Annotated in this window: 20 protein-coding genes and 1 pseudogene; 18 read left to right on the forward strand and 3 right to left on the reverse strand. The window is 65.0% G+C overall.

What is annotated here, in order from left to right; genetic code table 11:
* The first annotated feature begins 138 nt into the window (after nucleotides 1-138).
* From zapE to N826_RS09040, 7 genes are all read left to right on the forward strand, one after another.
* Entirely contained in the window at nucleotides 139-1,287 is a 1,149-nt protein-coding gene (gene zapE / locus N826_RS09010; RefSeq protein WP_044427805.1) for a cell division protein ZapE, read from the forward strand.
* Nucleotides 1,288-1,462: 175 nt separating this feature from the next.
* Nucleotides 1,463-2,245, forward strand: a complete 783-nt coding sequence (locus tag N826_RS09015) for a UDP-2,3-diacylglucosamine diphosphatase (RefSeq protein ID WP_044427806.1) — start codon at nucleotides 1,463-1,465, stop codon at nucleotides 2,243-2,245.
* A complete protein-coding gene (locus N826_RS09020; RefSeq protein ID WP_044427808.1) occupies nucleotides 2,242-3,279 on the forward strand; it encodes a glycosyltransferase family 4 protein in 1,038 nt (345 codons plus the stop codon). The genes N826_RS09015 and N826_RS09020 overlap by 4 nt, the downstream gene beginning before the upstream one ends.
* Nucleotides 3,280-3,398: 119 nt before the next feature.
* A complete protein-coding gene (locus tag N826_RS09025; RefSeq protein WP_044427810.1) occupies nucleotides 3,399-4,682 on the forward strand; it encodes a 3-deoxy-D-manno-octulosonic acid transferase in 1,284 nt (427 codons plus the stop codon).
* Nucleotides 4,679-5,668 (forward strand): tetraacyldisaccharide 4'-kinase, encoded by a 990-nt coding sequence (gene lpxK, locus N826_RS09030; protein WP_044427811.1) that lies wholly within the window; start codon nucleotides 4,679-4,681, stop codon nucleotides 5,666-5,668. Before N826_RS09025 ends, lpxK begins: the two co-directional genes overlap by 4 nt.
* 5 nt (nucleotides 5,669-5,673) lie before the next feature.
* On the forward strand, nucleotides 5,674-6,567 hold the full coding sequence (locus tag N826_RS09035; protein ID WP_044427812.1) for a lysophospholipid acyltransferase family protein: 894 nt from the start codon (nucleotides 5,674-5,676) through the stop codon (nucleotides 6,565-6,567).
* Nucleotides 6,568-6,706: 139 nt separating this feature from the next.
* The gene (locus N826_RS09040) at nucleotides 6,707-7,597 is read left to right on the forward strand and encodes a lysophospholipid acyltransferase family protein (protein ID WP_044427814.1); all 891 of its coding nucleotides are present in this window, start codon (nucleotides 6,707-6,709) and stop codon (nucleotides 7,595-7,597) included.
* Here N826_RS09040 and xseA read toward each other — a convergent pair.
* The gene (gene xseA, locus N826_RS09045) at nucleotides 7,594-9,171 is read right to left on the reverse strand and encodes an exodeoxyribonuclease VII large subunit (RefSeq protein ID WP_044427815.1); all 1,578 of its coding nucleotides are present in this window, start codon (nucleotides 9,169-9,171) and stop codon (nucleotides 7,594-7,596) included. The two genes, N826_RS09040 and xseA, sit on opposite strands and share 4 nt — an antisense overlap.
* 80 nt (nucleotides 9,172-9,251) lie before the next feature.
* Between xseA and purD the strand changes: the two genes are divergently transcribed.
* From purD to N826_RS09100, 11 genes are all read left to right on the forward strand, one after another.
* Nucleotides 9,252-10,541, forward strand: coding sequence for a phosphoribosylamine--glycine ligase (gene purD / locus N826_RS09050; RefSeq protein ID WP_044427817.1), 1,290 nt, complete (start codon nucleotides 9,252-9,254; stop codon nucleotides 10,539-10,541).
* Nucleotides 10,542-10,633: 92 nt separating this feature from the next.
* Nucleotides 10,634-12,271 (forward strand): hypothetical protein, encoded by a 1,638-nt coding sequence (locus tag N826_RS09055; RefSeq protein WP_052830950.1) that lies wholly within the window; start codon nucleotides 10,634-10,636, stop codon nucleotides 12,269-12,271.
* 23 nt (nucleotides 12,272-12,294) lie between these two features.
* Nucleotides 12,295-13,389: a glycosyltransferase family 2 protein gene (locus N826_RS09060; RefSeq protein ID WP_425600600.1), complete on the forward strand. Its 1,095-nt coding sequence runs from the start codon at nucleotides 12,295-12,297 to the stop codon at nucleotides 13,387-13,389.
* Complete coding sequence (locus N826_RS09065; protein WP_044427819.1) at nucleotides 13,386-13,790, forward strand: GtrA family protein; 405 nt, start codon at nucleotides 13,386-13,388, stop codon at nucleotides 13,788-13,790. The genes N826_RS09060 and N826_RS09065 overlap by 4 nt, the downstream gene beginning before the upstream one ends.
* 61 nt (nucleotides 13,791-13,851) lie before the next feature.
* A complete protein-coding gene (locus N826_RS09070; RefSeq protein WP_044427821.1) occupies nucleotides 13,852-14,655 on the forward strand; it encodes an undecaprenyl-diphosphate phosphatase in 804 nt (267 codons plus the stop codon).
* A gap of 136 nt (nucleotides 14,656-14,791) precedes the next feature.
* A complete protein-coding gene (locus N826_RS09075) occupies nucleotides 14,792-15,634 on the forward strand; it encodes a DUF4344 domain-containing metallopeptidase (protein ID WP_044427823.1) in 843 nt (280 codons plus the stop codon).
* 138 nt (nucleotides 15,635-15,772) lie between these two features.
* Nucleotides 15,773-17,458 (forward strand): methyl-accepting chemotaxis protein, encoded by a 1,686-nt coding sequence (locus tag N826_RS09080; protein ID WP_044427993.1) that lies wholly within the window; start codon nucleotides 15,773-15,775, stop codon nucleotides 17,456-17,458.
* Nucleotides 17,459-17,545: 87 nt separating this feature from the next.
* Nucleotides 17,546-18,409 (forward strand): diaminopimelate epimerase, encoded by an 864-nt coding sequence (gene dapF, locus N826_RS09085; protein ID WP_044427825.1) that lies wholly within the window; start codon nucleotides 17,546-17,548, stop codon nucleotides 18,407-18,409.
* Nucleotides 18,406-19,665, forward strand: coding sequence for a tRNA (N(6)-L-threonylcarbamoyladenosine(37)-C(2))-methylthiotransferase MtaB (gene mtaB, locus N826_RS09090; protein WP_044427827.1), 1,260 nt, complete (start codon nucleotides 18,406-18,408; stop codon nucleotides 19,663-19,665). Before dapF ends, mtaB begins: the two co-directional genes overlap by 4 nt.
* Nucleotides 19,659-20,792 carry a signal recognition particle-docking protein FtsY gene (gene ftsY / locus N826_RS09095; RefSeq protein WP_084720602.1) on the forward strand — a complete coding sequence of 378 codons (1,134 nt, stop codon included), beginning with the start codon at nucleotides 19,659-19,661 and terminating at the stop codon, nucleotides 20,790-20,792. The genes mtaB and ftsY overlap by 7 nt, the downstream gene beginning before the upstream one ends.
* A gap of 19 nt (nucleotides 20,793-20,811) precedes the next feature.
* Complete coding sequence (locus tag N826_RS09100) at nucleotides 20,812-22,323, forward strand: AMP nucleosidase (protein ID WP_044427828.1); 1,512 nt, start codon at nucleotides 20,812-20,814, stop codon at nucleotides 22,321-22,323.
* Between the two features lie 17 nt (nucleotides 22,324-22,340).
* On the opposite strand, the pseudogene hepT reads toward N826_RS09100, so the two are convergent.
* Together hepT and mntA are read right to left on the reverse strand one after the other, a co-directional pair.
* Nucleotides 22,341-22,775: pseudogene (hepT, locus tag N826_RS45940) on the reverse strand (type VII toxin-antitoxin system HepT family RNase toxin).
* The gene (mntA, locus tag N826_RS09110) at nucleotides 22,765-23,166 is read right to left on the reverse strand and encodes a type VII toxin-antitoxin system MntA family adenylyltransferase antitoxin (protein WP_044427830.1); all 402 of its coding nucleotides are present in this window, start codon (nucleotides 23,164-23,166) and stop codon (nucleotides 22,765-22,767) included. Before mntA ends, hepT begins: the two are co-directional and overlap by 11 nt.
* Nucleotides 23,167-23,184: the final 18 nt, after the last annotated feature.

The following is a 23,184-nucleotide window of genomic DNA, read 5'->3' on the forward strand; positions in this document are numbered from 1 at the left end:
GAGCCTGGACCGCACACCCCTGCACCGTTGACGAAGCCGCAGGGGAGCCGCGTCGTCTCACCGCTTTCGCTGGCCGGGTGTTTCCGCTAAGGAATGCGGGTCGTTCCCGCATCCCTTGTCGTGTGTCCCCGCTCCGCCATGCCAAACGGACCTTTAGCGCTCTACCGTTCCCGCCGGGGCACCGGCACCCTGAAAGCCGACGCCGCGCAGGAATACGCGGCCGAGCGGTTGCAGTCGCTGTTCCAGGCCCTGCGGGAGTACAGGCCCACCATGGGCAGGGTCGGCTGGCGCGCGCGCTTCGGCCTCACCCGTCGGCCGGACCCTGCTCCGCAGGGGCTTTACATCTACGGCGATGTCGGTCGCGGCAAGTCCATGCTGATGGACCTGTTCTACGAGACGGCCCCGGTCGAGCACCGGCGCCGCGTCCACTTCCACGCCTTCATGATCGAAGTCCACGAGCGGCTGCACCAGCATCGGCAAGCCGCTAAGGAAGCCGCCAAGGAAGCCGATAGCGGGAAGAAGACCGGCGACGAGTCCATTCCCGACCTCGCCCGCGCCATCGCCGACGAGGCGTGGCTGCTCTGCTTCGACGAGTTCCACGTCACCGACATCGCGGACGCGATGATCCTGGGCCGGCTGTTCACAGCGCTGTTCGACCTCGGCGTCGTGGTGGTCGCGACTTCCAACTGGCCGCCCGACGACCTCTACAAGGACGGCCTCCAGCGCGACCTGTTCCTGCCTTTCATCCGGCTGCTGAAGGAGCGGGTCGACATCGTCGAGCTTTCCGGCCCGACCGACTACCGCAGGGACCGACTGAAAGGCTCGCAGGTCTATTACTACCCCCATGGCCCGGCGACGGAACGGGCGCTGCGCGACCTGTTCGACACCTTGACCGAAGGCAGCCCCAGCACCCATTGCAGCCTGACCGCCCAGGGCCGGAAGGTCGATATCCCGAAGGCAGCCAGGGGTGTCGCGTGGTTCTCCTTCCATGAACTCTGCGCCCGTCCCTTGGGCGCCGGCGACTATTTGGCGATCGCGACCCACTTCCACACCGTCATCATCGACCGCGTGCCGAAATTGACGGAAGCCCAGCGCAACGAGGCCAAGCGCTTCATGACGCTGATCGACTCCCTGTACGAACACAAGGTGAAGACCATCATCTCCGCCCAGTGCCCTCCGGATGCCATCTACAACGAGGGCCTGCATGCCTTCGAGTTCCAGCGGACCGTCAGCCGGCTGATGGAGATGCAGGCGGAAGACTACCTGGAAGCGGAACATCTGACGTGAACGGCGGGCGGCAGTCTGCCATTGCCAAGAGATTAGTGAAGAAAAAACGTCGTCATTGAGTACTTAATCTTACACCAATAAGAACATTTAAATATACGGCACCACAATCGTTGCCATCTTCCGATTTTCAACTGTATACCCGCGCCAGTTCCGAAATCCCCTCAGGAGCTGGCGTATGCAGACCATGGACGGCGTGCGGCATGTCCGCAGCATCTGGATCTCCGATGTTCATCTGGGAACGCGCGGGTGTCAGGCGGACCTGCTGCTGGACTTCCTGCGGTGCCATGAGTCCGACTATCTCTATTTGGTAGGCGACATCGTCGACGGCTGGCGTCTGAAGCGGAGCTGGTACTGGCCGCAGTCCCACAACGACGTGGTCCAGAAGCTGCTCCGCCGGTCGCGTAAAGGCACCAAAATCTTCTACATCCCCGGCAACCACGACGAAAGCTTCCGCGACTTCATCGGGATGCTGTTCGGCGGCATTACGATCCTGGAAGACGCCATCCATACCACCGCCGACGGCCGCCGCTTCCTGGTGATCCATGGCGACCAGTTCGATGTGGTCGTCCAATACGCCAAATGGGCCGCCCATCTGGGTGACAAGGCTTACACCGGATTGCTAATGGTCAATACATGGTTCAACCATGTGCGCCGAAAGCTGGGCTTCACATACTGGTCCCTGTCGGCCTATCTGAAGCACCGCGTCAAGAATGCCGTCGAGTACATCGGAGATTACGAGAAGGCGCTGGCCGACGAGGCTCGCCGTCGCGAGGTCGATGGAGTCATCTGCGGACATATTCACAGCGCTGAAATACGTCCGATGGAAGGGGTCCTCTATTGCAACGACGGCGATTGGGTCGAATCCTGCACGGCGCTGGTCGAACTGGCGAGCGGCGAGTTGCAGATCGTCGACTGGGCGGCTTCACGTCGATCGCTGCCAGTCAGAGCCGCAGCGTGAAGATCCTGATCGTATCGGACGCCTGGTACCCGCAGGTCAACGGCGTCGTCAGGACCCTCGCCACCGTCCGGGATGAGCTTGTCCAACTCGGCCACTCCGTCGAGATCATCGGTCCCGACCGCTTCCGTACCGTCGCCATGCCGACTTATCCGGAAATCCGGCTGGCGGTCGGCGCCGGTCGCAAGATGGCGGATCTGATCGAAGCGGCCGATCCCGGCGCCATCCACATCGCGACCGAAGGACCCTTGGGATTCGCCGCTCGATCATGGTGCCTGAAGCACGACATCCCGTTCACTACAGCCTATCACACCCGCTTTCCGGAATATGTCCGCGACCGCGCGCCGATTCCGTTGGCGCTCAGCTACGCCCTGGTCCGCCGCTTCCACGCGCCGGCCTTCGCCGTCATGGTCGCGACGAAGTCGATCGAGGATGCGTTGACCGCCAAGGGGTTCCGCAACATCCGCCGTTGGTCGCGCGGAGTCGATACCGGTCTGTTCCGTCCACGCGACAAGTCGTTCCTCGACTATCCTAGGCCGGTTTCCCTCTATGTCGGCCGCGTCGCCGTGGAGAAGAACCTGGAAGCGTTCCTCAAGCTGGATATCCCCGGCACCAAGGTCGTCGTCGGCGACGGCCCGCAGATGGAGGAATACCGCCGGCGCTACGGGGACGTGAAGTTCGAGGGCGCCCGGCACGGCGAAGACCTGGCGGCCAGCTATGCCGCCGCCGACGTCTTCGTCTTTCCGTCCAGAACAGACACCTTCGGTCTGGTGCTGCTGGAAGCGCTGGCATCGGGAGTCCCGGTCGCGGCGTATCCGGTCCCCGGTCCGCTCGACGTGCTGGAGGTGCCGGAAGGCGCTGATCCAGTGGGATGCATGGATGAGGACCTGGGCAAAGCGATCGCATCGGCCCTGAAGATCCCGCCGGAGCGCTGCCGCGAGCATGCGCTGACATATTCCTGGCGCGCTTCGGCCGAGCAGTTCCTCAGCAACCTCAGGCCTTTAAGCCAAACCGCCGGCTATCTCCGGGCGGTCTGAGGAAAGCCGGCGCTTGTCCGGGCTTTGTCTCCGGCCGAAGCGCGAAAAGCCTTAGCCCTCTTCGACTATCGTGGTAAGGTGCGCGGCTTTTTTCACGCCGGGACTGGTCACCGTTCTAAATGCTTCAGACGATCTATCGCGGGCTGACGGAAATCGGCGGGCCTGCGATACGGTTGTATCTGGCCCGCCGCCGTGCCGCAGGCAAGGAAGACCCGGTACGCCGCCTGGAACGTCTTGGGCTGGCGTCATGCCCACGTCCGTCCGGACGGCTGGTCTGGTTCCATGCCGCCAGTGTCGGCGAATCGCTCTCCGTCCTGATCCTGATCAACCGCCTGATCGACCGTTATCCAGACCTGTCCGTGCTGATCACGACGGGAACGGTGACGTCGGCCGAGCTGATGGCGAAGCGCCTGCCGCCGCGAGCATTGCACCATTACGTGCCGGTGGACCGGATGCCCTGGGTGCGCCGGTTCCTGGACCATTGGCAGCCCGACATGGCGCTGTGGATCGAGTCCGAGATCTGGCCGAACCTGCTGCACGAGATCGGACGGCGAAAGATCCCATCCGCGCTGGTCAATGCCCGGATGTCCGCCGGATCGTTCCGCAAATGGTCGCGGGTACCGGGCTTCATCGGTCCGCTGCTGAAGGTCTTCAGTCTCTGCCTGACCCAGACGGAGACGGAAGCGGAGCGCTTGCGCCGCCTGGGGGCTACCGACGTCCGCTGCCTCGGCAACCTGAAGTTCTCGGCGGAACCCCTGCCCGCCGATGACCGGGCGCTGGCCGAGATGCGCGAAGCCTTCGGCAACCGGCCGGTCTGGCTGCTTGCCAGCAGCCATCCGGGTGAGGAAGCCATCGCCGCCGATGTCCATGCCGAACTCCGCTCCGTCCTGCCCGGCCTGCTGACCGTCATCGTCCCTCGCCACCCGGAACGCGGCGGCGAGGTCATGGACATGCTCGGCGGTCGCGGACTGAAAGCCGCGTTGCGCTCGGCTCACCAAGTGCCCGGCATGGATCACGAAGCCTATGTCGCCGACACGATGGGCGAGTTGGGACTGTTTTTCCGGCTGGCTCCGGTCGTCTGCGTCGGTGGATCGCTGACCCCGATCGGCGGCCACAACCCGGTCGAGCCGGCGCAGTTCGGCTGCGCCGTGATCTACGGCCCCCATATGACCAACTTCTCGGAGGTGGCGGCCCAGCTGGAAGCTGGCTCGGCCGCGCTGCGCATTGCGGACGGCACCGGCTTGAAGCAAGCCGTCGGACGCCTCCTGACCGACGGCGCGGAGCGGTCGCGGCTGGGGACCGCCGCCCGCGAGGTGGCGGAGCGCAACCGGCGCGTGGTCGATGCGGTACTCGACGCTTTAGCGCCGACCCTGGCCGATGCCGGAATAGCGACATCCCCATGAAGGCACCCGCTTTCTGGTACGCTCCGCCGGGGAATGCCGCGCGGCTGCTCAGCCCCGCCGGCTCGCTGTTCGCGGCGCTCGGACGCGCCCGGCTGGCGACGGCAAAGCCGGTGCATCCGGGAATACCGGTGATCTGCGTCGGCAATCTGGTCGCCGGCGGCGCCGGCAAGACACCCGTGGCGCTGGCGGTGGCCGAGGTGCTCAAAGCCCGCCGCGTCCATTTCCTGACACGCGGCTACGGTGGCCGCGAACGGGGTCCCCTCCTGGTGGACAGGACCAAGCACGATTCGGCCGATGTCGGCGACGAGGCGCTGCTGCTCGCCGCGTCGCGTCCGACCTGGGTCGCCCGCGACCGGATCGCGGGAGCGAAGGCCGCCACCGCAGCCGGAGCCGAGACGGTGGTCATGGACGACGGCTTCCAGAACCCGCGTCTGGCGAAGGACCTGTCGATCCTGGTGGTCGACGGCGGCGCCGGCTTCGGCAACGGGCACGTCATTCCCGCCGGCCCACTGAGGGAACCGGTGGACGCCGGGATGGCCCGCGCGGATGCCGTGGTGGTGCTGGGCAGGGACGATGCCGGCATCAAGGCGCTGGTCGCCGGACGGCTGCCCGTGCTGTCGGCACGCCTTACCCCCGCCCGGAACGTCGCGGACGCGCTGCGGGGCCGCAGGATCGTCGCTTTCGCGGGGATCGGACGTCCGGGCAAGTTCTTCGCGACGCTGGAGGAACTGGGGGCCGAACTGGTCGGCCGGCTTGCGTTCGCGGATCATCACCCCTATGACCCTGACGAGATCATGCGCCTCGTGGAATACGCCGACAGCCTGGGCGCCGTTCCCGTGACGACCGCCAAGGATGCAGTCCGCCTGACGGAAGCCGCCCGTGCGATGGTCCACGTGCTGCCGGTCTCGGTCACCTGGGACGATCCGGCGGCGATCCGCCATCTGCTTACCCCTTACATGACGTCCAGCCTACCCAATGCCCGATAAACCACATGGCCAGTAGAAGCCAATCCGCGCGGCGACGCCGCCGCTACGTGGGGTATCCGCTGGAAGCGGCATTCCTGTACCTGATCTATGGCATCTTCATAGTCCTCCCGCTGGATACGGCTTCCGCCTTCGGCGGATGGATCGGCCGGACCATCGGCCCGCGCCTGCGCGCGTCGCGCAAAGCCCGGCGCAACCTGGATCGCGCCATGCCGGAACTGTCCGAGGAGCGCAGGGATGAGATCATAACCGGCATGTGGGACAATCTGGGCCGCGTCATGGCGGAATACCCGCACCTGGATCAGATCTGGGCCCGGACCGACATGATCGGCGGCAAGATCGTCGACGAAATCGCCGCCTTCCGGCAAAAGCCGACGCTGTTCTTTTCTGCCCATACCGGCAATTGGGAAGTCGGTCTGCTGGGCGCCGCCCGGCACGGCCTGCACGTTACGGCGGTCTATCGCAGGCCCAACAATCCGGCCATAAGCTGGCTTATCAGCAAGGCGCGCTCGGTGATCGGCAGCCGGATGGTTCCCAAGGGCCGCGATGGGGCGCGTGAAGTCGTGGCGACACTGCGGAACAAGGGGGCCGTCTGCATAATGATCGATCAGAAGATGAACGATGGCATTCCCGTACCGTTTTTCGGGCGCGACGCCATGACCGCTCCAGCCTTGGCCCAACTCGCCTTCAAATACGACTGCGCGGTCGTGCCGGTCTTCGTCGAGCGTCTCGAAGGCGCGCATTTCCGCCTGACCGTGTCCCCTCCGCTGGAGTTGATCGATTCGGGCGACCGGAATGCCGACGTGCGGGCATTGATGATCCGCATCAACCAGATGGTAGAAGACCGGGTCCGAGCCCGGCCGGAGCAGTGGCTGTGGCTGCACCGCCGCTGGCCGGATTAATCCGGTCAGGATTGGTACCCGATCGTGACGGCTGACTGTTGTCCGGGCCACTATCGGGTCTGCTCACCCTTTTCATAGGGTCAGACCCGCCCAATATCGGATAAAGCCGATCACCGATAAGTGCAAACCGCCGACAAGAATGTCTACAAAGACCGAGTTCGCCCGACGCCGCCGCCGTTACGTGGGATATCCGCTGGAAGCGGCCTTCATTTATCTGATCTACGGCATCTTCATGGTGCTCCCGCTGGATACCGCATCCGCCTTTGGCGGCTGGATCGGCCGGACAATCGGTCCGCGCCTGCGCACGTCGCGCAAGGCCCGGCGCAACCTGGATCGCGCCATGCCGGAACTCTCGGAAACGCGCCGGGAAGAGATCCTGATCGGCATGTGGGACAATCTGGGCCGTGTCATGGCGGAATATCCGCACCTGGACGAGATCTGGAAACGGACGGAGGTGGTCGGCGCGGAAATCGCCCAGGAAATCGCCGCCTCCAAGAAGCCGGCGCTGTTCTATTCCGCCCATACCGGCAATTGGGAAGTCGCGCTGCTGGGCGCTTCCCGCAACGGTCTGCCGGTCACGGCGGTCTATCGGCGGCCCAACAACCCAGCGGTAAGCTGGCTGATCGACCGCGCCCGCTCGGTCATCGGCAGCCGTCTGGTTCCGAAGGGGCGCGAAGGCGCACGGGAAGTCGTGGCCGCCCTGCGCGAGAACGGGACCGTCTGCATGCTGATCGACCAGAAGATGAACGATGGCATCCCGGTGCCGTTCTTCGGGCGCGACGCCATGACCGCGCCCGCGATCGGCCAACTTGCCTATCGCTACAAATGCGCGGTCATCCCCGCCTTCGCCGAGCGTCTGGACGGTGCCCACTTCCGCCTGACGGTCATGCCGCCCGCCGAGTTGCCGCAACTCGGTAACCGCGACCTGGAAATCCGTCAGATGATGGCCGAAGTCAATTTACAGGTGGAAAAGTGGATACGGGCGAGGCCGGAGCAGTGGCTGTGGCTGCACCGGCGCTGGCCGGATTAGAAAAGAACCCCCTGCCCTGCCTTCGGGCCGGCCTTGCGCGACTTGCCTGTTCCCCCCGCTTCCGCCTTCCGCGCCACGCCGCCATGGCCGACGACGGCATCGACCTTGCCGTCGTGGAACTCCACTGTGACCGGCGTGCCGGCCTTGGCATCCGCGGCCGACGTGATCCGCTGCTCGTCCTGATCGGTAACCAGGGCGAAGCCGCGTTCCAGGATGCCGCGATAGGAATAGCTCTCCAGCAATGCCGCACCCGAGCGCAGGCGGCTGGTCCGCTCGGTCAGCAGCCGGACGTAGCCGGCGTCCATCCTCTCCCCAAGCTCGGTCAGCCGGCGCTCGCCCTCGCTGACTCGTATCCGGATCGGCATCAGCGTCAGGCGCGAGCCGACTCGGGCAAGGCGGCCCTCCTCCGCAGCGACGACCTGCCTGAGACCGGCACCCAGCGCGCGCGCCTCCGATTGCAGCCGTCCCTGGGCGGATGTGAGCACCTCGCGCGGGTGGCGCAGCTTGGCCGCCAGTTCGGCTACTCGCGTCCGCCGCCGGTCCAGCGCGCCGGCCATCGCCATGCCCAGCCGTTCGGCGCGGTCGTCCAGCCGCTGGACACAGCCTTCGAGCAGGCTGTGCGGATCGCCCAAGCCCCGCGCCAAGCCGTCCACATGGTTGCGCCGCTCTTGGATCATCCGGCCGGCGGAACCGGCAAGCCGGCGCTGGCAGTCGAATACCTGCGCTATCAGGTCGGCCCGCACGGGCACCGCCATTTCGGCGGCGGCGGTCGGGGTCGGCGCCCGGCGGTCGGACGCGAAGTCGATCAGGGTGGTATCGGTTTCGTGGCCGACGGCGGAGATCAGCGGGATCTCGCTGGCGGCGGCGGCGCGGACGACGGCTTCCTCGTTGAACGCCATCAGGTCTTCCAGCGAGCCGCCGCCGCGCGCGACGATGATCAGGTCGGGCCGGGGCACTGGCCCGCCGGGCTTGAGAGCGTTGAACCCCCTGATCGCGGCGACCACCTGGGCAGCGGCGCTTTCGCCCTGTACGGCGACCGGCCACAGCAGCACGTGACGCGGAAAGCGGTCGGCCAGCCGGTGCAGGATATCGCGGATCACCGCCCCGGTCGGCGACGTGACGACGCCGATGACGGCAGGCAGGAAGGGCAGCGGCCGCTTGCGCGACGGGTCGAAAAGCCCCTCGGCGGCCAGACGGCGCTTCCGCTCCTCCAGCAGCTTGAGCAGCGCGCCTTCGCCCGCCAGTTCCATCGACTCGATCACGAGCTGGTACTGCGAGCGCCCGGGGAACGTGGTCAAGCGGCCGGTGCAGATGACCTCCATCCCGTCCTCGGCCCGGATCGACAGTTTCGACACGGAACCGCGCCAGCAGACCGATTCGATGACCGACGTCTCGTCCTTTAGGCGCAGGTAAAGATGGCCGGAGCTATGGAGCTTAGGCTGCGATATCTCGCCGCGTACGCGCACATAGCCGAAGGCGCTCTCGACCGTACGCTTCAGCGCCCGCGACAATTCCGTCACGCTGAGTTCGGCAAGATTGCTTCCGGGACGGTCCGACCGGGGGTCCCGGTCCATTAAGGGTTGGTCTTGTGTCATGGCGTCGGCATGATACAAGCCTGCGCCATGGCAACAAGTCCGTAAGGGATTAGGGTCTCATGAAGGTTCTGGTGGTCGGCTCGGGCGGACGCGAGCACGCACTATGTTGGGCAATCGCCGCGTCGCCTCTTTGCGACAAGCTCTACTGCGCACCCGGCAATGCCGGGATCGGCCGGGAGGCCGAGTGCGTGCCCATCAAGGCCGACGATCTCGACGGTATCGTGCGATTCGCTACGTCCAACGCCATCGACTTCGTCGTGGTCGGTCCCGAACAGCCGCTGGTGCTGGGTCTGGTGGACCGGCTCGAAGCGGCCGGCATCAAAACTTTCGGCCCCACGGCGGCCGCCGCGGCCCTTGAAGGGTCCAAGGGCTTCATGAAGGACCTCTGCGCGAAGTATGGGATTCCGACGGCTGCCTATGGCCGCTTCACCGACGCTGCCTCCGCCCGCGATTTCGTACGGGAGCGCGGCGCTCCGATCGTGGTCAAGGTCGATGGGCTGGCCGCCGGCAAGGGCGTCACCATAGCCCGCACGGTGGAGGAGGCGCTGGCCGCCATCGACGAGGCCATGGTCGATGCCCGGTTCGGCTCGGCGGGGACCGAGCTGGTGATCGAGGAATTCCTGGACGGGGAGGAAGTCAGCTTCTTCGCCCTGGTGGACGGCACCACCGCCCTGCCGCTGGTCTCCGCCCAGGATCACAAGGCCGCTTTCGACGGCGACACCGGCCCCAACACCGGCGGCATGGGAGCCTATTCCCCGGCGCCCGTGATGACCCCGGCGCTGGAAGCCCGCGTCATGCGCGAGATGATCGAGCCGACCGTGCGGGGCATGGCGGCGGAAGGACGGCCTTTCAGGGGCGTGCTGTTCGCCGGGCTGATGATCGTCGATACGCCGGAAGGCCCGGCGCCCAAGCTGCTGGAATACAACACCCGTTTCGGCGATCCGGAAACTCAGGTGCTGATGAAGCGGCTGATGTCCGACGTGCTGCCGGCGCTGGTGGCATCGCGCGACGGCGTCCTGAAGAACCTTCAGCTCCGCTGGTACGACGACTCGGCGCTGTGCGTCGTCATGGCCGCCCGGGGCTATCCCGGCGACTACCGCAAGGGGACGGAGATCCAGGGCCTGGACGAAGCCGGCGTCTTGCCGGACGTCTCGATCTTCCATGCCGGCACGGTGCTGTCGGCCGACGGACATGTACTGGCCGACGGCGGCCGGGTGCTCGGCGTCACCGCCATAGCGCCGACGGTACGCGACGCCCAGTCGCTGGCCTATGAAGCGGTGGACCGCATCCACTGGCCCGAAGGTTTCTGCCGCCGCGACATCGGCTGGCGGGCGATCGGCCGGGGCTGACCGGAACAGATGGGCGCCGCCTTGATTAAGCCGTGGTCGGGCGATAACAACGCTCACCGCCCGACCGGGCTCAGCTTGCCGATGCCGTTGCCGTGACCCCCTCGATCCCGATCCGGCGGACTGCCCGCCAAGCCACCCCGTCCGTCAGGCTCACCGCGCTGGCGCTGGCGATCGCGGTTCCGCTCGGGCTGATCCTGCTCAATCTGGCGATGGGACAGGACGCCAATTGGGACCTGCGGAACTACCACTGGTACAATCCGTACAGTTTCCTGAACGATCGATTCTTCTTCGATGTCGTCCCGGCCCAGACGCCCAGCTTCTACAACCCGACGCTGGATATCCCGTTCTTCCTGCTCGGCAATGCCGTGCCGGCCCCGGTCGCCTACAGCATCCTGGCCTTCGTCCAGTCGCTCAACTTCGTTCTGCTGTTCGCGTTGGCCCATGCCGTCCTGCGGATCGACCGCCCGCTGGCGAAGGTTTGGGCAGCGGCGGCAATAGCATTGGTCGGGGTCGCGGGCGGCGGCAATCTCTCGCAGATCGGCACGACCTTTCACGACAACACGATCAGCCTGGGCGTCTTCGGCGCCATGCTGCTGGTGGTCAGTCGCTGGGACCGGATCGTGGATGGGCCTGCCTCGTCCGCTCTCGGAACGGCATTCCTGGCCGGCCTGCTGGCCGGAACCGCGATGGGGCTGAAGCAGCCTTCGGTGATCTACTGCATCGGCGTCTGCTTCGCCTTCGCCGTCGTTCCCGTAACAGTGAAACAACGGTTCCTGCTGATCCTCGCCTGCGGCTTCGGCATCGTCGCCGCTTTCGCCCTGCTGTCCGGGCACTGGATGTGGTTTCTGTGGGAAACCCACGGCAATCCCATCCACCCCTACTACAACCACATCTTCAAGTCGCCGCTGGGCGCCATCAGCGACTATAAGGACCTGCACTACCATCCCAAGACGATGCTGGACCGGCTGGCGCTGCCGTTCCGGTTCAGCCTCGATCCCGAGATCGTCGGCGAGATCGTGTTCCGCGATTTCCGGATCGTGACGCTCTACGTGATCCTGCCGGTAGCCGCCCTGGCGAGCCTGATCGGCTTCGGTAGCCGGAACGCGGCTTCCGCCGCCCCTGGGCCTACCCGCTGGCTGCTGACCGTCGTCGCGCTGTCCTATGCCGCTTGGGCCTGGATGTTCTGCATCTACCGCTATGCCGTCCCGATCGAGATGCTGGCCCCGCTCGGCATCGTGCTTGCCCTCGGACTGCTGCCGCTCTCCCGAAAAGTCCGTTGGGGCACTGCCGCGCTGATCCTGGCCGCCCTTCAGGCGACTACCGTCTGGGGAACGTGGGGACGGTCGGACTGGACGGCTCATGTGGTCGAGTTCGACATGCCAGCAATTCCGGACCCGGACCATACGATGGTGCTGATCGGGGGATATCAGCCGGTCGGGCACCTGATACCGGCTTTTCCACCTCAGATCCCCTTCGTGAGGTTGCAAAGCAATTTCGTCCAGCCGGATTCGACCGACAACGGGTATTCGGAAGTGCTTCGGCGTAGGGTGATGGAACATCGCGGGGATTACTTTATGATCGCCACGGTCCCCGATACAGATATCGCGGCCGATGCCGCCGCGTTCTATGGATTGACCTTGGACTGGGATAGCTGCCAGACCCTCCATAACAATCTCGGTGAGCCGCACAGCTTCTGCGCGGTCCGTCGTAATCTGGCGGATCCTCAGTGATTTACTTCGAAATCAGGTGACTTTTGATAGACCAATTCTCCGACGCACGCCAAGACCTTGTCCCGGACACGAACCGGGTCGGCGCCGGAATTGCCGCAAACGATGTTCCGGACACCCTGCCGGCCGACCTGTCAGGCCTTGAGATCGCCGTCCTGATCCCGTGCTACAACGAGGAGGCGTCGATCGCGTCGGTGGTGCGCGACTTCCGCGCCACGCTGCCCGGCGCCAGCATCTATGTCTATGACAACAACTCCAAGGACCGTACGGTCGAACTGGCGCGCGAAGCCGGCGCCACGGTCCGGACCGAACCGCTCCAGGGTAAGGGCAACGTGGTCCGCCGGATGTTCGCGGACATCGAGGCGGACGTCTATGTCCTGGTCGACGGCGATGACACCTACCATGCTCCCAGCGCGCCGCTGCTGATCTCCAAGCTGGTGTCCGAACAGCTCGACATGGTCAATGGCGCGCGGGTGACGGAAATCGTCGAGGCCTATCGTCCCGGCCACCGGTTCGGCAACATGATGCTGACCGGGATCGTGGCGAAGATCTTCGGCAACCGGGTCGCCGACATGCTGTCCGGTTACCGCGTCTTCTCGCGCCGGTTCGTTAAGAGCTTCCCGGCCCTGAGCGGCGGGTTCGAGATCGAGACGGAGTTGACCGTCCACGCGCTGGAACTGCGGATGCCGATGTCAGACGTCGAGACGCCCTACAAGGACCGCCCACCCGGCTCCGCCAGCAAGCTCAGGACCTATTACGACGGTTTCCGCATCCTGAAGCTGATCCTGGTGCTCGTGAAGGAGGAGCGTCCGCTCCAGTTCTTCAGCATCATGTCGGGCGTGATGGCCTTCATAGCTCTGGTGCTGGCCTGGCCGGTTCTGGTCACCTTCCTCCAAACCGGCCTGGTGCCCCGTCTGCCGACGGCGGTGCTGTCCACCGGGCTGATGCTGCTGGCCTTCCTCAGCCTGACCTGCGGCCTGATCCTGGAAACGGTGACGCGCGGCCGCCGGGAGATCAAGCGGATGCAGTATCTGCGGGTCCCCGCTCCTGGCAACCGTCCGCGCAGCGTCGACACGGGAACCGGTGGCGGTACCGGAGCTGGGGCTGGAACCGCACTATGATCCGCCGCGTGTTTTCGGCTGAACTGATCAAGTTCGGCATGGTCGGGGTAATCGGACTTGGCGTCGACATCGCCGTGCTGTACCTGTGCCTCGACATCAGCGGCCTGGGCCTGTACGCGTCGCGCGTCGTCTCGTATCTGGCGGCCGCATCGACTACCTGGGCGCTTAACCGGGCGTTTACCTTCAGCGGCAATCATGCCGGCAAGATCCACCATCAATGGGCGCGCTTCGTAGCCGTCAACGCCTTCGGGGGCGCCGTCAACTACGCGGTCTATGCGGCACTGATCGCGTCCGGCGACCCCTTCACGGCGCATCCGGCATTGGCGGTGGCGGCCGGCTCGCTCGCCGGCCTTTTCTTCAATTTCACCGCTTCGAAGAAGCTGGTCTTTCGCCGTGCATGACGTTCCGTCCCTACTTCGGCGGTAACCGCATCCCGGCAGCCTGACACGAGTATTTTTGAACATGGATGAAAGCACTCTAATCAGCGCCCTGGTGATGGGCGTGGTCGAAGGCTTGACCGAATTCATCCCCGTCTCTTCGACCGGGCACCTGATCCTGCTGGGCGACCTGATCGGGTTCCAGGGACCGCCGGGCCGGCTGTTCGAAGTGGTGATCCAGCTGGGCGCGATCCTTGCCGTCTGCGTCGTCTACTTCCAGCGGCTGCTCCACATTGCCGTCACGCTTCCCAGCAGCCGGGAATCGCGCCGGTTCGTGCTGGCGATCCTGCTTGCCTTCCTGCCCGCCGCCGTGATCGGCGTGTTCGCGCATGGCTTCATCAAGAGCGTGCTGTTCAATCCCCATGTCGTCTCCGTGGCACTTATCGTCGGCGGCATCGCGATCCTGTGGATCGAGCGCAATCTGCCCGATCCCCGCCATTTCGCCGTGGAAGACTTCTCGCCGCGGCTGGCGCTCGGCATCGGCTTCGTCCAGACGCTGGCGATGATACCGGGCGTTTCGCGCTCCGGCGCCACGATCCTGGGCGCCCTGCTGATGGGCGTGGAGCGGCGCACGGCGGCGGAGTTCTCATTCTTCCTGGCGATCCCGACGATGCTGGGCGCGGTCGTCTACGATACCTACAAGAACTACAGCACCCTGACCTCCGACGGCTCCCTGGTCATCGCTATCGGGTTCGTCGCCGCCTTCGTGGCCGGTCTGCTGGTGGTGCGCAGCCTCGTCGCCTTCGTCGGGCGTTACGGCTTCACGCCGTTCGGCTGGTACCGCATCGCCCTGGGCGTGGTCATGCTGGCGATCCTGTCACTGCGCTGAAGCCGCCACACCCTTGACGACAACAGCGAATGGTAATATCGCGCGTCCTCGGAGAGGGCTTGAGTAAAACCGGAACTCCCCGTAATACTTTCGCGCGGAGTATGGGGCGTCTTGCCCCGACAGGGGAGGTCCGGAGATGGTGCGGGTGCGGGGCGGCTTTGGCTGTCTGGTAGCGTTGGTCACCGCCGTTATGGTTTGCCTTTCCCTACCCGGCCGCGCCGGTCAGTTGACGCAGGAGCAGCGGGAGGAAGCCGATCTCTTCGTCCTCGGCAATACCGTCTTCATCCTGTACCACGAGCTGGGCCATGCGCTGATCGACCAATTGGGATTGCCGGTCCTGGGGCACGAGGAAGACGCGGCCGACAATCTCGCCAGCATCATGATGATCCCCGAGCAAGCCGATCCGATGATGGACGAGCTGATCATCGCCGCCGCCGACGGCTGGTATCTCGGCAATATCTGGCAGCGCGAAGCCGGCAATACCGAGCCTGCATGGTGGGGCGAGCATGCGCTCGACATGCAGCGGTTCTATTCCGTCGTGTGCCTTATGTACGGCAGCGACCCCGCCGGCTTTTCCGATCTCGCGGCAAGCGTCAGCCTGCCAGCGGATCGGCGGACGACCTGTCCGGCCGATTATGCCCAGGCCCGTGCGGGATGGACGCGGCTGCTGGCGCCCCACATGAACCCCGTCGAGTCGCGCTCCGCTGGCGACAGCCGGATCTCCCTGGAGTTCGAGGCGCCGGATCCTGCCTATGGCTATGTCTCGTCACTGCTGCATGAATCAGGGCTGATAAACGCGATCGCGCGCGATATCGGGAGCAGTTTCAAGCTGCCCAGCGACCTTACGATACGGTTCAGAAACTGCGGCGCCGATATGGCCAATGCCTTCTACGACAAGGCCGGACCGTCGGTGACCCTGTGCTACGAACTGGTGTCTTTCTATAACGACCTCATCCTGCGCGACATTTCCCGTCGATAGCTAACCATGAAGACCCGATTCATCACTGGTTGAGCCAGATCAAGGATCGGCAAGCCGATCTGATCTCACACTCGGCGCTAACGGGCTCCCATGGCCGGACCCATTCTGGTTTCGGTGCGGTTGCTGCGGCGGGTGACAATGATGAAACTGACGAACACCACTCTGCTGACTCGCCTTCTGACGGGCTTCGGAGCGATCCTGGCGCTCTCCTGCCTGCTCGGCCTGATCTCGCTGAACAAGCTGGAAACGGTCAGCGGGCTGACGGCGGATCTCCACGAACACTCCCTCGCCGTGGCGACTTCCGTGCTGGAAGCCAACGCCGGCATCATCGCCATGCACCGTTCCATGAAGGACGTGGCTCTCGCTCAGGATGCCGCCGGGATCGACGCTGCGGCGCAGGCGGTCGACACATCGGAAAAGCAGGTGTTCGCCGCCATGACGTACGCCCAGGAGCGCTTTCTGGGCGACAGGAAGGAGTTCGACGATACCCTCAAGGCCATCCGCGACTGGCAGCCGATCCGGGCCGAAGTGATTGCCGCCATGAAGGCCGGCGACCGGGAAACCGGGGCGACGATCACCAGGACCAAGGGTGCGGTCCAGGTCAAGCTGATCGCGGAGCGGATGGATGCCCTGGTCGCCGGCGTCAAGCGCCGCGCCGACAGCTTCGCGGCGGAAGCGACGGAAACGGGCGCACAGGCCAAGACACTGGTGACGTCGGCTCTTACCGTCATGATCGTCCTGGGCCTAGCCATCGCCTGGGCGATCACCCACGGCATCAGGGGTCCGATCGGCCAGCTGCGCGACGTCATGGGACGGCTGGCGAAGCAGGACTACACAGCCGTCGTGCCTTATACCGCCAACACGAACGAGATCGGCCAGATCGCCAAGGCTGTCGAGTTCTTCAAGGAGAACGGCATCGCCGTGACACGCCTGCGCGAAGAGCAGGAGAGGATGAAGGCGGAGGGCGAGGCGCTGCGGAAAAAGCAGATCATGGTTCTGGCGGACGATTTCGAAGCCCATGTCGAGGCCGTCGTGGAGCATGTCGCCTCCGCCGCCACGGAGATGACGGCGACCGCCAGCAGTATGTCCGCCGTAGCGGAGCAGGCGACTCGCCAATCCACGGCGGCGGCCAGCGCTGCGGAAGCGGCGTCCGGCAACGTCCAGACCGTCGCCTCCGCGGCCGAGGAACTCTCGGCCTCGATCACGGAGATCGGCCGTCAGGTCAGTCAGGCCTCCGATACGTCGCGGGAAGCCGTCGTCAAGGCGGAACGCACCAACCAGATCGTCGCCGGCTTGTCCGACGCCGCCGAAAAAATCGGTCAGGTGGTCAGCCTGATCAACGACATCGCCAGCCAGACCAACCTTCTGGCGCTGAACGCCACGATCGAGGCGGCACGCGCGGGCGAAGCCGGCAAGGGCTTCGCCATCGTGGCGTCGGAGGTCAAGAACCTCGCCAACCAGACCGCCAAGGCGACGGAGGAGATCGCCAGCCAGATATCGTCGGTCCAGGCGGCGACGGGTCAGGCGGTGACGGCGATCCAGGACATCACGGCGACCATCTCGGCCGTCAGCGACAGCTCCGCCGCCATCGCTTCCGCAGTCGAGCAGCAGCGGGCCGCGACCAGCGAGATCGCCCGCAACGTCGAGGAAGCGGCGCGCGGCACCCAGGAGGTTTCCAACAACATCACGGGCGTCTCTGAAGCAGCCCACGAAGCCGCGCGAACCGCCCAGCAGGTATTGGCGGAAGCCGGTCAGCTTTCGAAGCAGTCGGAGAGCCTCAACCGCGAGGTCGGCGTCTTCATGGGGCGGGTGCGCGCGAGTTGATACCCCGATAAGTCCTGGCAGCCCTTCCCAGGTCCGTGGACGGCAGCCATGGACTTGAGAGGGGGAATCGCCATATAACCGCGCATCATGACCATCCCGTTTCTGAAGATGCACGGGCTCGGCAACGACTTCGTCGTCATCGATGCCCGCAGCCGAACCCTGTCCCTGACCGAAGCGCAGGTCCGTGCCATCGCGGACCGGCGCACGGGCGTCGGCTTCGACCAGTTCATCGTGATCCAGCCGCCCAGGACACAAGGCGCTACCGCCTTCATGCAGATCCTGAACCCGGACGGCAGCGAGTCCGGGGCCTGCGGCAATGCCACCCGCTGCGTAGCACACCTTCTGATGGAACAGTCCGGCATCGCTGAAGCGGTGATCGAGACAATCTCCGGGCTTCTGCCCGCCACGGCGGAAGCCAACGGGCTGATAACGGTGGACATGGGTCCGGCGCGGCTGGACTGGCGCGACATTCCGCTGGCCGGTCCTGCCGACACGCTTCGCCTCGACGTGTCGGAAGGCCCCTGGTCCGGGCCGGTGGCGGTCAGCATGGGCAACCCGCATATCGTCTTCTTCGTCGACGACGTGGACGCCGTTCCGCTGGAACGGGTCGGTCCTGTCCTGGAACATCATCCGGCCTTCCCCCAGCGCGCCAATATCGAGTTCGTCCAGGTGCTTTCCCGCACGGAGATCCGCATGCGCGTCTGGGAACGCGGCGCCGGCATCACCCGCGCCTGCGGCTCCGGCTCCTGTGCCGTACAGGTCGCGGCGGTCCGGCGCGGGCTGACCGACCGGCGGGCGGAAGTGGTGCTGGACGGTGGCAGCCTGACCATCGAGTGGCAGGAGAACGGGCATGTCCTGATGACGGGGCCGGTGGCGCTCAGCTTCAGCGGCGTCCTGCAACCGGACCTCCTGGGCCAGACATCGGTCGGGGCGGCGTTGGTGACCGCATGACCACCGAGTTCATCACCTTCGGCTGCCGGCTGAACACCTACGAATCCGAAGTGATGCGGGAGAACGCCGCCGCCGCCGGCTTGACCGACGCCATCATCGTCAATACCTGCGCTGTCACGTCGGAAGCCGAGCGGCAGGCCCGTCAGGCGATCCGCAAGGCGCGCCGCGAGAATCCCGCCGCTCGCATCATCGTGACCGGCTGCGCCGCCCAGATCGACCCGGCCAAGTTCGCCGCCATGCCGGAAGTCGATCAGGTCCTCGGCAACGAGGAGAAGCTGAAGCCCGAAAGCTTCGGCCTGGACAGTTCGACCGAACGCGTCCTTGTCAACGACATCATGTCGGTCAGGGAGACGGCCAGCCACCTGATCGGCGGGCTGGAAGGCCGTGCCCGCGCCTTCGTCCAGGTCCAGAACGGCTGCGACCACCGCTGCACCTTCTGCATCATCCCCTATGGCCGGGGTAACTCACGCTCGGTCGCGATCGGCGAAATCGTCCGGCAGGTCCGCCTGCTGGTCCAGTCCGGCTATAACGAGATCGTGCTGACCGGCGTCGATATCACCTCCTACGGTCCAGACCTGCCCGGCAAGCCGACGCTGGGGCAGATGATCCGCCGGCTGCTGGCCCAGGTGCCGGATCTGAAGCGGCTGCGGCTGTCCTCGCTCGACCCGGTCGAGATCGACGACGATTTGTGGCGCCTGATCGCCGAGGAACCGCGCCTGATGCCGCACCTCCATGTCAGTCTCCAGGCGGGCGACGACATGGTGCTGAAGCGCATGAAGCGCCGGCATCTCCGGGACGACGCGATCGAGTTCTGCCGGCGTGCCCGCGACCTGCGGCCCGACATGGTGTTCGGCGCCGACCTGATCGCCGGCTTCCCGACCGAAACAGACGAGATGTTCGAGAACACGCTGAGGGCGGTGGACGAATGCGGCCTGACGTGGCTGCACATATTCCCCTACTCCCCCCGCCCCGGCACCCCTGCGGCCAAGATGCCGCAGGTCAATGGACTGGTCCGCAAGGAACGGGCGGCACGCCTGCGCGAGGCAGGTTCCCAAGCCGTCAGCCGCTTCCTGAGCGGACGTATCGGAACACATGCCGCCGTCTTGGCGGAAAAGGAAACCCTCGGCCGAACCGAGCAATTCGCCGAAGTGCGCCTGGACCAGCCCGTCGAACCGGGTTCGGTCGTACGGGCTGAAATCGTCGGCGTCGATGCGGAACACCTGATCGGCCGGATCGACCGGAGTATCGCATGCTGAAATTCTGGCGCCGCAATAAGCAGGAGCCGACTAAGCCCGAGCAGGAAGAAGTCAGGCAGGATACTCCGGAGATCGAGACCGAAGCGGAACGGCAGGAAGCGGAACCGGTCATCGAGCCGGAGCCGGAACCCGAGCTTGAACCGGAACCGGAGCCCGAGCCCGAACCTGTATTGGCCCTGGCGGAACCCGAGCCGGAGCAGCCGGTGAAGAAGGGCTGGCTCTCGCGTCTGCGCGAAGGGCTGACCAAATCGACGTCCAAGCTGACCGACGGCATTTCCGGCATCTTCACCAAGCGCAAGCTGGACGACGAAGCGCTGGAAGAGCTCGAGGAACTGCTGATCACGGCAGACCTCGGCCCCGTCACGGCGGCCAAGGTGACCGCCGAACTCGCCCGCACCCGTTTCGGTAAGGAGGTTTCCCCCGACGAGGTTCGCCGGACCCTAGCCGCCAGCATCGCCCAGATCCTGGAACCCGTGGCCGAACCGCTGGTGATCGATCCGGACGCCAAGCCGCACGTCATCCTGGTGGTCGGCGTCAACGGCGCCGGCAAGACCACGACCATCGGCAAGATGGCCAAGCAGTTCCGCACCGAAGGCAAGTCGGTCATCATCGCGGCGGGCGACACCTTCCGCGCGGCGGCCGTCCAGCAGCTTCAGGTCTGGGGTGAGCGTTCCGGCTGCCCCGTCGTCTCGAAGGAGACGGGGGCCGATGCCGCCGGCCTCGCCTTCGACGCGCTGGAGCGCGCCAAGCGCGAGAAGGCGGATATCCTGCTGATCGACACGGCGGGACGGCTTCAGAACAAGGCCAACCTGATGGCCGAACTTCAGAAGATCATCCGCGTTATCAAGAAAATGGACCCGGAGACGCCGCAGTCGGTGCTTCTGGTGCTGGACGCCACGACCGGGCAGAATGCCCACAGTCAGGTCGAAGTGTTTGGCGAGATGGTCAACGTCACCGGCCTGATCGTGACCAAGCTGGACGGCTCCGCCCGGGGCGGCGTGCTGGTGGCGCTGGCGGAGAAGTACGGCTTGCCGGTCCACCTGATCGGCGTCGGCGAAAGCCTGGAAGACATGCGGCCCTTCGAGGCCGGATCGTTTGCCCGCTCGCTGATGGGCCTTGAAAGCTAGAGGGAGAGCCTAGGAGACCATGCCGAACTCGACCAGCCATATCGGCCTTCCCTTCGCTGCCGAACATTTCACCGACCCGGCGGCGGCGCTGGAGCGCGTGCGCGAGATCTACGACGCCAACACCGCCTATCTCCGCGACTGCTTCAAGCGCTTCTCCGCCGGCGAAGACCTTCAGCAGCGCGTCCACGCCTGCTATCCCTTCGTCCGCGTCCATACCGAGATCGGGACGCGGGTGGATACGCGGCTGGCATACGGCTTCGTGGCGGGACCCGGTACCTATGCGACGACGGTGACCCGCCCTGACCTGTTCTCGTACTATTTCCTGGAACAGTTCGAACAGTTGCGGCGCAACCATAACGTCGTCCTGGAAGTGGGCGTCAGCCGGCAGCCGATCCCGATCCATTTCGCCTTCCCCGAGGGACTGCATGTCGAAAGCGACCTGACGCCCGAGCGGCTGTCGGTGATGCGCGACGTCTTCGACCTGCCCGACCTGTCGCAGATGGACGACAGCATCGTCAACGGGACCCATCAGCCGGCTCCGGACGAGCCGACGCCGCTGGCGCTGTTCACCGGCCCGCGCGTGGACTATTCGCTCCATCGGCTGAAGCACTACACCGCGACATCGCCGGACCATTTCCAGAACTTCGTCCTGTTCACCAACTACCAGTTCTACATTGACGAGTTCATCCGGCTCGGCATGGAGATCATGTCGCCATCAGACGATCCGGACACGCAGGAATACCGCAAGCAATACACCGCCTTCGTCGAACCCGGCGACTTCACCATCCCGAACCAGAACCTGGGCGGCGCTGACGCCACGGGCACCCGGCTGGGGCGCCTGCCGCAGATGCCGGCCTACCACCTGAAGCGGGCGGACGGCTCCGGCATCACGATGGTCAACATCGGCGTCGGTCCCAGCAACGCCAAGACGATCACCGACCACATCGCCGTCCTGCGCCCCCACGCCTGGATCATGCTCGGCCACTGCGCCGGCCTCCGTAACACCCAGCGCCTGGGCGATTACGTGCTGGCCCATGGCTATGTCCGGGAAGACCACGTGCTGGACGCCGACCTGCCGATCTGGGTCCCCGTCCCGCCGCTGGCAGAAGTCCAGGTAGCCCTGGAGGGCGCCGTCGGACAGGTCACCGGCCTGAGCGGCTACGAGTTGAAGCGGGTGATGCGGACCGGTACCGTCGCCACCATTGACAACCGCAACTGGGAGCTCCGCGACCATACCGAGATGGTCCAGCGCTTCAGCCAGAGCCGCGCCATAGCTCTGGACATGGAAAGCGCCACGATAGCCGCCAACGGCTTCCGCTTTCGCGTGCCCTACGGAACGCTGCTGTGCGTCTCCGACAAGCCGCTGCACGGCGAGTTGAAGCTTCCCGGCATGGCGAACAACTTCTACCGCCGGCAGGTCGACCAGCACCTCAAGATCGGCGTGTTGGCAATGGAACTGCTGCGCCGCAACGGACTGGAAAAACTGCATTCCAGAAAGCTGCGGAGCTTTGCGGAGGCGGCGTTCCAGTAGGCGATCCAACCTCGCCTTCAGGAGTCGATATCGGAACCGGGCTCTCTCCGGCTCAGCACGGCTCGGCTGAAGTTCGAAAAATCGTTCAGGTGCTCTTCGATGATCTGAACGAGAATGGAGACTTCCATGGCCTGATAATCATGCACCACGATGTTGCGAAAGCCCGCCATGCGCTAGAGGTTCGCACCCAGATCCGGCTCGATTATCCCAGCCTGCTGAAGAAGCCTGAACACATCGCGGCTGCTTTTGGGAAGACCGAGGTGACGGCGGCGTATCAGAATCTGTCCCATGTCGATGCAGGCTTGGCACGCCCGCAGGATGTTCAACACGGCGATGTCCTGACGGTCCTGATCCACCAGGAAGGCGGCAGGATCGTTATCGTACTTCTCACGGATGCGTTCCAAGCAACGCTGGATAACGACTGCTTTTTCAGCAAGCAGATCATCGGCCATTAAGCCGCCCCTCGCGCATGATATCTGCGATCAAGGGCCTGCGAGCTTCATTCAATTCCATCATATCATTTAGAATGAAGATTTCGTACCGCTCGGCTTCGACTGGGTCGTTCGTGAACAGCAATTTTCCGTTTGTGACGATCTGATGCTTCAGGACGGTATCCGCCTTCAGCAGATCGATCAGATCGACATCGACGTCGAGCCGGCTGGCGATATCCTCGCCTGCCATCCACAGACTGACGGAATCGGCGGGACCATCGAGCACGACGGCTAAGTCCAGATCGCTGTCGGGCCATTCTTCGCCGATGGCGCGGCTTCCGAACAGGTATACCCTGCGCACCCCCGGAAGCGCCTCCCGCACGGCTGCCAGGATGTCGGAGTCGGTGATCATGCGCTAACACCTTCCTCT

This window comes from Skermanella aerolata KACC 11604 (assembly GCF_000936425.1).
GTDB lineage: Bacteria > Pseudomonadota > Alphaproteobacteria > Azospirillales > Azospirillaceae > Skermanella > Skermanella aerolata.